10 protein-coding genes and 1 pseudogene are annotated in these 9,317 nt (G+C 68.7%); 4 read left to right on the top strand and 7 right to left on the bottom strand.

Translation table 11 applies throughout. The annotated features are described in order from the left end of the window. Positions 1 to 399 precede the first annotated feature (399 nt). Entirely contained in the window at positions 400 to 1,062 is a 663-nt protein-coding gene (gene msrA, locus Msi02_RS24505; protein ID WP_239108665.1) for a peptide-methionine (S)-S-oxide reductase MsrA, read from the bottom strand. Positions 1,063 to 1,196: 134 nt separating this feature from the next. Between msrA and rarD the strand changes: the two genes are divergently transcribed. Then, positions 1,197 to 2,102 (top strand): EamA family transporter RarD, encoded by a 906-nt coding sequence (rarD, locus tag Msi02_RS24500; protein ID WP_204050429.1) that lies wholly within the window; start codon positions 1,197 to 1,199, stop codon positions 2,100 to 2,102. Positions 2,103 to 2,178: 76 nt separating this feature from the next. Next, positions 2,179 to 3,006 (top strand): TIGR03621 family F420-dependent LLM class oxidoreductase, encoded by an 828-nt coding sequence (locus Msi02_RS24495; protein WP_204050428.1) that lies wholly within the window; start codon positions 2,179 to 2,181, stop codon positions 3,004 to 3,006. A 2-nt stretch (positions 3,007 to 3,008) separates the two neighbouring features. Here Msi02_RS24495 and Msi02_RS24490 read toward each other — a convergent pair whose 3' ends face one another. Beyond that, the gene (locus tag Msi02_RS24490; RefSeq protein ID WP_079315506.1) at positions 3,009 to 3,482 is read right to left on the bottom strand and encodes an RrF2 family transcriptional regulator; all 474 of its coding nucleotides are present in this window, start codon (positions 3,480 to 3,482) and stop codon (positions 3,009 to 3,011) included. Positions 3,483 to 3,559: 77 nt separating this feature from the next. Between Msi02_RS24490 and Msi02_RS24485 the strand changes: the two genes are divergently transcribed. After that, entirely contained in the window at positions 3,560 to 4,303 is a 744-nt protein-coding gene (locus tag Msi02_RS24485) for an SDR family oxidoreductase (protein ID WP_204050427.1), read from the top strand. Positions 4,304 to 4,325: 22 nt separating this feature from the next. On the opposite strand, the pseudogene Msi02_RS24480 reads toward Msi02_RS24485, so the two are convergent. Further along, positions 4,326 to 4,790: pseudogene (locus Msi02_RS24480) on the bottom strand (transposase); the annotation flags it as partial. 201 nt (positions 4,791 to 4,991) lie between these two features. Further along, positions 4,992 to 5,147: a transposase gene (locus tag Msi02_RS24475; RefSeq protein WP_204050426.1), complete on the bottom strand. Its 156-nt coding sequence runs from the start codon at positions 5,145 to 5,147 to the stop codon at positions 4,992 to 4,994. A gap of 339 nt (positions 5,148 to 5,486) precedes the next feature. On the opposite strand from Msi02_RS24475, the gene Msi02_RS24470 reads away from it, so the two are divergent. Then, entirely contained in the window at positions 5,487 to 6,185 is a 699-nt protein-coding gene (locus Msi02_RS24470) for a FadR/GntR family transcriptional regulator (protein WP_204050425.1), read from the top strand. 57 nt (positions 6,186 to 6,242) lie between these two features. On the opposite strand, the gene Msi02_RS24465 is transcribed toward Msi02_RS24470, so the two are convergent. From Msi02_RS24465 to Msi02_RS24455, 3 genes are read right to left on the bottom strand one after another with little or no spacing between them, the layout of a single operon-like run. Continuing rightward, entirely contained in the window at positions 6,243 to 6,896 is a 654-nt protein-coding gene (locus tag Msi02_RS24465) for a cyclase family protein (RefSeq protein WP_204050424.1), read from the bottom strand. Between the two features lie 58 nt (positions 6,897 to 6,954). After that, positions 6,955 to 7,758 carry an SDR family oxidoreductase gene (locus tag Msi02_RS24460; protein WP_204050423.1) on the bottom strand — a complete coding sequence of 268 codons (804 nt, stop codon included), beginning with the start codon at positions 7,756 to 7,758 and terminating at the stop codon, positions 6,955 to 6,957. Continuing rightward, positions 7,755 to 9,095 carry an aspartate aminotransferase family protein gene (locus Msi02_RS24455; protein WP_204050422.1) on the bottom strand — a complete coding sequence of 447 codons (1,341 nt, stop codon included), beginning with the start codon at positions 9,093 to 9,095 and terminating at the stop codon, positions 7,755 to 7,757. Before Msi02_RS24455 ends, Msi02_RS24460 begins: the two co-directional genes overlap by 4 nt. Between the last annotated feature and the right edge of the window lie 222 nt (positions 9,096 to 9,317).

Genomic DNA, 9,317 nt, shown 5'->3' with positions numbered 1-9,317 from the left:
CCGAGCAATTGCTGGAAGGCGTGGTGATTTTTCGATGACAGCGTCACCTGCCAAGACTGCAAAAGAGGCTGCCTTCGGACGTACGCTCGCGGGGATGGCAGGAGTTGGCGGGCCTCTCGGCCTCGGTATCGCCGGCGCGCCCGCCCTGGGGAGTAATGGTGGTCCTGATCGCGCTGACGTTAGTGATTACTCTTGTTCAGAGCGTCTTCCCACAGGAGTCCGCCCATCGCCTGGCATGGTGGCGCTCCCTCTGGCAATCCCAAGAGCGCAGGGTTGAGTCGGGATCCCCCTCGAAAGAAGTCCGAGCGAAGCGAAGCCCCGCAACGAGGACTCAGCGCTGAGCAGATAGTGCCCAGCGCTGGACCCGGGCGACCAAATGCACGCCCCGCACACGATCGATCAGGCTTCGCCTGCCGTCAAGCCCACAGGACAGGAGACTCCTGTGCCGCCGAGGCCGCAGTAGCCGTTCGGCACCTTGAAAAGGTATTGCTGGTGATAATCCTCGGCGAAGTAGAAATCGCCGGCGGGGGCGATCTCGGTGGTGATCTCGCCGTACCCGGCCTTGGTGAGCACCTCCTGGTACGCGTCCCGGGAAGTCACGGCCGCCTTGGCCTGCTCCGGACCGTGGGTGTAGATGGCCGACCGGTACTGCGTGCCGACGTCGTTGCCCTGGCGCATGCCCTGGGTGGGGTCGTGGGCCTCCCAGAACACCTTGAGGAGCTCCTCGTACGACACCTCCGCCGGGTCGAAGACCACCCGGACGACCTCGGTGTGCCCGGTCAGGCCGGTGCAGACCTCCTCGTACGTAGGGTTCGGCGTGTAGCCGCCCGCGTAGCCCACGGCGGTCGAGACGACCCCGGGGGTCTGCCAGAACTTGCGCTCGGCACCCCAGAAGCAGCCCAGCCCGAACTCGGCGATCTCGGTACCCTCGGGGTACGGCGGAGCCAGCGGCCCGCCGAGGACCTGGTGGCGGGTGGCCACCGGCATGACCTCGGCACGGCCCGGCAGGGCGTCCGCGGGGTCCACCATCGTCGTCTTGTCTGTGCCGAACAGCCAGCCCATCACGCACCTTCCTTCCGCTCTGCCATCACCAACCAGACACCCGGCGAGCTTGTTCCTGACATAAGCGCCGCTAAACCTCAGACGTAGAGACCCTTATTTGTGCTGAATCTAGGTAAGCAGCGAAGATGGGGTTCATGCCTGATACGCGCCGCGGTGTCCTTTATGGCGTCGCCGCCTACACGATGTGGGGCCTGTTCCCTCTTTACTGGCCTCTGCTCAAGCCGTCCGGCGCCGTGGAGATCCTCGCCCACCGGATGGTCTGGTCGCTGGTCGTGGTGGTCACGGTCCTCGCCGTACGCCGCCACTGGTCGTGGATCCGCGCCATGACGCGCCGCCAGTTGATCCTCCTCGCCCTCGCGGCCGTCACGGTCTCGGTCAACTGGGGCGTCTACATCTACGCCGTCAACGCCGGTCACGTGGTGGAAAGCGCGCTCGGCTACTTCATCAACCCCCTGGTCAGCGTGCTGTTCGGAGTGCTGATCTTCCGCGAGCGGCTGCGCCTGTGGCAGTGGATCGCCGTCGGGCTCGGCACGCTCGCGGTCATCATCCTGACGCTCGGCTACGGGCGTCTCCCCTGGATCGCCCTCGCGCTCGCCGTCAGCTTCGGCACGTACGGGCTGATCAAGAAGGCGGCGGGGGTGGGCAGCGCGGAGAGCCTGACGGTCGAGACGCTCGTGCTGCTGGTACCGGCCCTGGGCTACCTGCTCGTCCTGCAGTCGAACGGCACCGGGACCTTCGCCGGCCACGGCCTCGGCCACGCGCTGCTCCTGGTGGTGTCCGGCCTCATCACCGCGGTGCCGCTGATGCTCTTCACGGCCGCCGCGCTGCGGGTTCCGCTCACCGTCATCGGCCTGCTCCAGTACATCGCTCCGGTGCTGCAGTTCCTGTGCGGGGTGCTGATCGCCCACGAGACGATGCCCGTCAGCCGGTGGGCCGGGTTCGTGGTCGTCTGGCTCGCACTGAGCGTCTTCACCTGGGACAGCGTCCGCTCCGCCCGCGTCTCCCGGCAGGAGCGTGCGGCCGCGCTCGAGACCGTCTGAGTACGCCCCCCGGAGTACCGGGTCCGCCTCCGGCGGGAGGACGACGGGACCGGCCGGAACGGCGAGGATCGGCGGCATGAGCAAGGAATTCCGTTTCGGGATCGTCGCCGGTCTGGCCCAGGACGCCGCCGCGTGGACGGCGACGGCCCGCCGCGCCGAGGACCTCGGCTACTCGACCCTGCTCGTCCCCGACACCCTGGGGACGCTGCCGCCGCTGCTCGCGATGACCGCCGCGGCCACCGTCACGACGAGGCTGCGCGTGGGCACGTTCGTGCTGGCCGCGCCCTACCGCAATCCCCGGCAGCTCGCGCACGAGCTCGCCGGGCTCGACTTCCTGTCCGGCGGACGGCTGGAGGTCGGCGTGGGAGCGGGCCGCCCCGCCGCCGAGGAGGAGGCCCGGGCGCTCGGCATGCCGTACGGCACGGCGGGCGAGCGCGTCGCGTTGGTCCGGTCGGTGATCGGCCAGGTGCGGGCGGCCTTCGCCGGGAGCAGGACCACCGTGCAGCGTCAGGGGCCGCCCATCCTGATCGCGGGCGCCGGCCGCCGCATGCTGGCACTGGCCGCGGAGGAGGCGGACATCGTCGCGCTCGCCGTACCGGCCGACACGCCGGAGGATGGCCTGCGCGGGCCTGTCGGCACGCTGCGCGAACTGGCCGGGGCGAGGTTCGACGACATCGAGCTGAGCATGAACCTGCTCCAGGTGGGCGACGAACCGCCCCCGTGGGTGCCCGAGGGGCTCAGGACCACGTCGGCGGACGCCGCCGCCGTGCTGCGCGGCTCGCCCCGCGAGATGGCCGACACACTGCTGCGCCGCCGCGACGAGCTGGGCCTGTCCTACATCACCGTCAACGGTTTCTTCGCTGACGCCCTCGCCCCCGTGGTCGAACTCCTCGCCGGCCGCTGAGGTCACCGTGTCGCCGACAGGCGTGACCGGGTGCGGGCAGGCGCCCATGAGGGCAGCTCGGCGAGGATGTCGGCGAGCGTGACCCCTGCGAGGCTGCTGCGCCACGCGCGGTGCGCCTCGGCCATCTTGTCGGCGATGACGCAGATGCGCCGGCAGTCCTCGGGAGGCAGCGCCCCCCGTCCCTGCTGACGAATCTCGCGGCACTCGTACGGTGAGGAGGCGCCGTCGACCGCCTCGACGATCTGCAGCATCGTGATGTCGGAGGCCGCCCGGGCGAGCCGGAACCCGCCGCGGGGGCCCGTCATCGCGGCCAGCACACCGGCTCTGACGAGCGCCTGCAGCTGCTTGGCCAGGTAGGGCGCCGGAACGTCGTAATACTCCGCGAGCTGCGCCGCCGACGCGCTGGCTCCCGGCTCGAGCTGCGCCAGCGTGGCGGCGCAGTGCAACACCCACTCGGTGCTCGCAGGCAGCTTCATGCCCTCCAGTGTATTGGAGAGATTGCGGATCTATTTTGTCCGAGATAGCATCCGAGGCGTCTAGCGAAGGAGAAACCATGCGCATCGCAGTCGCCGGCGCCACCGGGAACATCGGGTCGCTCACCGTCGCCGCTCTCGAACGGAACGGGCACGACGTCGTACGGATCAGCCGCTCCCTCGGCGTGGACCTGATGACGGGCGAGGGGCTCGACAAGGCCCTGGACGGCGTCGAGGCGGTCGTCGACGCGATCAGCTCAGAGGCGACCGACCGGGACGAGTCGGTGGCCTACTTCGGCACGACCACCAGGAACCTGCTGGCCGCCGAGGAGCGGGCGGGCGTCCGCCACCACGTGCTGCTCTCGATCATCGGCATCCACCGGGTGGAGGGCAACGCCCACTACGCCGGCAAGCGGGAGCAGGAGCGCCTGGTGTCCGCCGGTTCCGTGCCGTACACGATCGTCCCGGTCGCGCAGTTCCACGACTTCGCCGAGATGGTGGCGGGGTGGACCGAGCAGGACGGCGTCGCCACGATCGCACCGCTGCTGGTGCAGCCGATCGCGCCCGCGGACGTGGCCGACGTCCTGGCCGAGATCGCGGTGGGCGAGCCGCGGGGGCGCTACGCCGACGTGGCCGGTCCCGAGCCCCAGGACCTCGTCGACATGGCCCGGCGCACCTACGCGGCACGCGGCCGGACGGTCAAGCTCGTGCCGACCTGGTCCGGACTCTTCGGCACGGAGATGGCCGGCGACGTGCTGCTGCCCGGCGAGGGCGCCCGCATCGCGCCGACCAGCTTCGACGAGTGGCTCGCGGCCCAGCGCTAGGGCCTGTATGGAGTTCGGATCTTTAGGCGGGCCGAAGGCTACGGATCCACAAGATGGCTCCTCGTAAGTAGAGGCCGGCGAGATAGCTCTCTGGGGTCTTCTCGAAGCGGAAGGCCAGACCGCGCCACTCCTTGATCCGATTGATGCAGCGCTCGGCCGTGTTGCGTTCCTTGTACGGCTGTGGATCGTGGCTGACCGGGCGGCCGCCGCGTGACCCGCGTTTCTTGCGGTTGGCCGCCTGGTCGGCCTTTTCCGGAATCACCGCTCGGATACGGCGTCGGCGCGGGTAGGCGCGGTTTGCTCGAGAGGAGTACGCCTTGTCGGCCGCCACCGCGTCAGGGCGGGTACGCGGGCGGCCGACGCGACCGCAGACCTTGATACCGGCCAGGACCGCCCGAAACTGCGGGCTGTCGGCGGCCTGACCGGGCGTCACGACGAAGGACAGCGGACGGCAGCGCCGGTCAGCGGACAGGTGAACCTTGCTGTCAGCCCGCCGCGCGACCGGCCCAGCCCGGCCGCCTTCAGCCGTGCACGACGCCGCAGCCGCAGACGTCGGCGTACGGCTTGAGCCCCGTCCCCGTCCCCGTCTTCATCGCGTCCACCTCCGTCGTCGCCACCTGCGTTGCTCGCTGACGAAGCCCCTTTTCCTCCTCGACGACCTGCTCCAACTCCTGAAGCAGTTCGGGGTCTACGACGACAGGTCCCGCCAGGGACTGCCCGTGCGGAACCGCCACATCACCCCGTTGAACTGCCGCCGCAGGTCCGGGATCGGGCCCCGCTCACCCAACGGCAGATGGGGCTCGATCAAGAACCACTCGTCATCGGTGAGGTCACCAGGCGCCACGACGAGATGATCTCCAGCGTCAACGGCTCCGATGGAGCTGAATGGACAACAGCATGATCTCAACTCCGTACAGGCCCTAGTAGGAAGTCGTCATATGGGGGAGAGGTTCGGGCGCTGGCGTCAGAACTCCTGCGCCGTTGCTGGCAGCTGAGCCTGCGCAGGTATACTGGTATTACAGGTAAGGCCAAATATCAAGGGTGACGGTCGTGCCATGCAGGCGCACTGGGCGCCCTCCGCAACGCCGACCTTCCGCGCATGACGCCCCAATTGTGGTATGACAGGTATGACAAAACACAGCTTGAAAGTGGTAATGCATCGCACCGGTCAGGGGACTGAAGGATGAGCAATATCAACGTGCCAGAAGGCCGTATCAGCTCCCGCCATACGCCGCGGCCATCGCGCATAGCGGATGAGCTTCTCAGCCGGATCCGCGAGGGGGGCTACCCCGTTGGCTCCCGTATGCCATCGGAGCGCCAGCTGACAGAGGAGTTCAATGTCAGTAGGCCAGTGATCCGTGAGGCTCTCAGCATGTTGACAACCCTCGGCGTGATCGAGGTGCAGGCCGGTCGCGGAACGTTCGTGGTGGATACCCACAGCGCGCGTGAGCCCGAGTTGCCGCCCGGAGGGCTGATCGACGTCGTCAACGTACGAGAGGTGCTGGAGATCGGCGCACTGCGGCTGGCCCAGCGCAATGCCCGTGATGAGCTGCGCGACGACGTGGGCAGGGCGCTCGCGGCTCTGACCGAGGCGGTGGCCAACAGGCTCCCCACCGAGGCGCTGGATCGTGAGCTGCATCGCACGATCATCGCGGCTTCCGGCTCGTCGATGCTGTTGCAGCTGTGGGACGGGATGGAACGGCAGATCGCTGAGACCATCCGGGTGTCGCCGCACGGACGCATAATGTCACGCGCCATACTCGCCGATCACGAGGTGCTGGCCCGCGGCATCGCGGAAGGCGGTCTCGACGAGGCCATTGCCGCCTGCACCCGACTCTACGACGAGCACCGCCGCTTTCTTCGGGCACTGCTCGGCGTGTGACGTGGTGTCTCCGGATCGGGGTGAGACCCTCCGGCCCGGAGACACCACGGCACGTTTCTAGACGCGGGCGATTGCACGGACGGGGGAGCCGTCGAGCCCTGCCAGCGGCAGCGGTAGACAGATCAGTTCGAACCTGTCTGGCAGCAGATCGACGTTGACCAGGCATTCCGCCAATACGATCTCCCTTCTGAACAGCAGGGAATGCAGTCGGACGTTGGTGATGTCCGTTCCGGGCGACGGGGTGTCGAGTCCCAGGAAGTCGATGCCAGCCTCGTCCAGCAGGTGTACCGCGTCCTCACCGAGCACCGGCCAGTCCTGGAAGTACGACGCGGTGCCGGCGCGCGAGCTCCATCCAGTCGAAAGGATCACACGCGCGCCCGCGCCAAGCCGGGGGCCGAAAGGCATCAGGTGCGACGCGCCGATCACGCTGCCCGGCGCGAGTGTCCCTAGGCGCAGCATCGTCGCGGGGCCGACACACTTGGCCAGGTCGAGCCGTTCGACCGTCCGGGTGCCGGGCACGAAGTGGGCGGGGGCGTCCACGTGCGTGCCGATCTGGCTGAACAGCCCCACCGACGCCATCGCGACGCCATCCCGCTCGATGGTTGTGAACGGGGTGAACCGTACCGAAGGCTCGCCTGGATAGGCGGGCATATCCGGTTCCAGTGGCATGGTGAGATCGACGATCCGAGGCGACGACTGATTTCCTGGCATGCGATACCTCCTGTCGAGGACGTGGACCTGTCGAGCCGGACCGTCGCCGGCCTGGCCTTCACCGCAGACCGGCGGTAAACGCGTACTCGGCGTTGGTGGCGGTCAGACCACCGTCCGCCACGACGAGACTTCCGGTCATGGAGCGGCTGGCCGGACCGGCCAGGAAGCCGACCAGCTCGGCGATGTCGCCGGGCTCGGCGATGCGCCCCAGCGGGTAGAGACTCTCCATCTGACGCCGTGCCTGGTCCGGGTCGTCGGCGAGGTCCCACACCCGGGTCGTCAACGGGGTGCGCACAGCGCCCGGACACACCGCGTTGACCCGGATGCCGCGCGGCGCGAAAGCGAGGGCCGCCGCACGGGTCAGATTGATCACGGCGCCCTTGCTAGCGCTGTACGCGCCGAGGACCGGGTCGGCCGTGAACCCGAGGATGCTGCCCATGTTGACGACGGCGCCGCCGTCGGCCAGGTGCGCGTCCGCGAACCGCAGCCCGCGGAACATCCCGACCACGTTGACGTCCAGGACGCGGCTGAAGTCCTCGACGCTGGTCTCCAGCAGTGGTAGTTCCAGCTGATGGGCGGCGTTGTTGACGACGGCGCGCAGCCGTCCCGGCATGGCGCCGAGCCGCTCGGCCGCCTCCGCCCAGGTCGCGTCGGCCGTGACATCGCCCCGGATGGCGACGTGGCCCCGCGACAGGTCCAGCGGCAGGGGTGCGGCACCGAGGTCGACTCCGAGGACGAGCCACCCGCTTTCCGCGAACCAACCGGCGCAGGCGGCGCCGATTCCAGCTCCCGATCCGGTGATGAGGACGACTGGTGGCGTGTCGTCCGCGTACGGCACGGTGCGAAGCGGTTCTGCGTTCATCTCGCTGATTCCTTGTCTCGCTTCGCGCCCGCCACGGCGTCGGCGAGCGCTTCCAGGAAGGTATCGACGTCGTAGCCGCTCATCGCAGTCGACAGGCAGCCCGTGCCGCGGGCGGTGATGTACATCCCGGCGGCGAGAAGCCGCATCCGCACGGCGGACCACAGCTCGGTGGGCGCCTGACGCCATTCGCGGTACGTCGTGACGGGGGCGTCGCTGACGATGACGTTGAACATCGATCCCTGCCCGTTCACGGTGACTGGGATGTCGCGGTCACGGAAGACGCGCCGCACGCCGGCCCGCAGCCGCTCGCCCTCCCGGTTGAGGCGGGCGACGGCGTCGCGGTCGAACGCCTGCATCGTCGCCAAGCCGGCCGCGAGAGAGGCGGAAAAGGCGTTGAAGGTGCCCGTCTGGGGGACTTCGGGGGCGAACCCGTCGAGCGCGTCCATCAGGTGCGAGGCGCCGCCGAACGCGGCCAGCGGAAGGCCGCCACCCATGATCTTGCCGAGCGTGACGATATCCGGTGTGACCTGGTGGATCCGCTGGGCGCCGCCTTCGGTCAGGCGCATGCTCTGGATCTCGTCGAGGACGAAAAGCGCGCCGTGGGCGTGTGCGATCTCCTTGACGCGGTTCAGGAAGTCGGGAGCCGCGGCCACGAGGCCGGCGTTCCCCAGGAACGGTTCGGCGATCACGGCGGCGATCTCCTCTCCGTGCGCGGCGAACGCCGCCTCGACACTCTCCACGTCGTTGTAGACCGCAACGAGGGTCGGAAGATCGAGAAGCCCGGCGCTGTTGGGCTCGCCCGCCCGGAACGTCCCCGCCGCCATCGGCGGGTGGGCGATGTTGTACTGAACCTCGTCGTGGCCGCCGTGGAATCCGCCTTCGAACTTCAGGACGCGCTGCCGTCCGGTGTGGGCCCGCGCGACGCGCAGGGCATACATCACGGCCTCCGTTCCCGACAGGGCGAAGCGAAGCCGCTCGACCACGGGAAACCTGTGCCTGAGCAGTTCGGCGAACTCCAATTCGAGCCTGGTGGGCGCGCCGAGCGCGCCGCCGGCATGCAACTGTGCCACCGCCGCCTCCACGCTGGGCGGGTACGCGTGTCCGTGGATCAGGCTGGTGTAGTTGTTGACCAGATCGAGATACCTGTTGCCGTCCACGTCCCACAGGTATTGCGCCTGCCCGCGCTCGGCGAACAGGGGGTACGGGCGATAGACCAGCGTCTGCCGCGAGACCCCTGTGGGCAGGGATCGCCTGGCCGCGGAGAATGCGCCCTCGGACAGCCTCGTCCGGGCTTCATAGCCCGACCCGCTGGCCTGTACGTGCCCTGAACCGCTCATCTGCTCTCCATCACACTGGAAATTTGGTCTTACATGTAATACCAGTACGCCGGATGTGGCGCCAGGCTTCTGGGCGTGGACCGGGCCGTTGCGCGGACCCGACGGTGCACGGCCACGCCAGGGCCAGGCCGTGGATCCCGCCCTCCCACCTGGCTGTTACCGGTCAACGGCGACGAAGAGGCGCGACCGTCGCGGGCCGTGTGGACGCGGATCCCCGGTCCC

The organism is Microbispora siamensis, assembly GCF_016863095.1.
GTDB lineage: Bacteria > Actinomycetota > Actinomycetes > Streptosporangiales > Streptosporangiaceae > Microbispora > Microbispora siamensis.
This window is presented reverse-complemented; position numbering and strand designations above follow the sequence as displayed.

What these genes read in the sequence shown, in the direction of transcription:
- msrA (WP_239108665.1), bottom strand. Translation starts at nt 1,062, where the DNA reads ATGGGCTGGCTGTTCGGCACAGACAAGACGACGATGGTGGACCCCGCG.
- rarD (WP_204050429.1), top strand. Translation starts at nt 1,197, where the DNA reads ATGCCTGATACGCGCCGCGGTGTCCTTTATGGCGTCGCCGCCTACACG.
- Msi02_RS24495 (WP_204050428.1), top strand. Translation starts at nt 2,179, where the DNA reads ATGAGCAAGGAATTCCGTTTCGGGATCGTCGCCGGTCTGGCCCAGGAC.
- Msi02_RS24490 (WP_079315506.1), bottom strand. Translation starts at nt 3,482, where the DNA reads ATGAAGCTGCCTGCGAGCACCGAGTGGGTGTTGCACTGCGCCGCCACG.
- Msi02_RS24485 (WP_204050427.1), top strand. Translation starts at nt 3,560, where the DNA reads ATGCGCATCGCAGTCGCCGGCGCCACCGGGAACATCGGGTCGCTCACC.
- Msi02_RS24470 (WP_204050425.1), top strand. Translation starts at nt 5,487, where the DNA reads ATGAGCAATATCAACGTGCCAGAAGGCCGTATCAGCTCCCGCCATACG.
- Msi02_RS24465 (WP_204050424.1), bottom strand. Translation starts at nt 6,896, where the DNA reads ATGCCAGGAAATCAGTCGTCGCCTCGGATCGTCGATCTCACCATGCCA.
- Msi02_RS24460 (WP_204050423.1), bottom strand. Translation starts at nt 7,758, where the DNA reads ATGAACGCAGAACCGCTTCGCACCGTGCCGTACGCGGACGACACGCCA.
- Msi02_RS24455 (WP_204050422.1), bottom strand. Translation starts at nt 9,095, where the DNA reads ATGAGCGGTTCAGGGCACGTACAGGCCAGCGGGTCGGGCTATGAAGCC.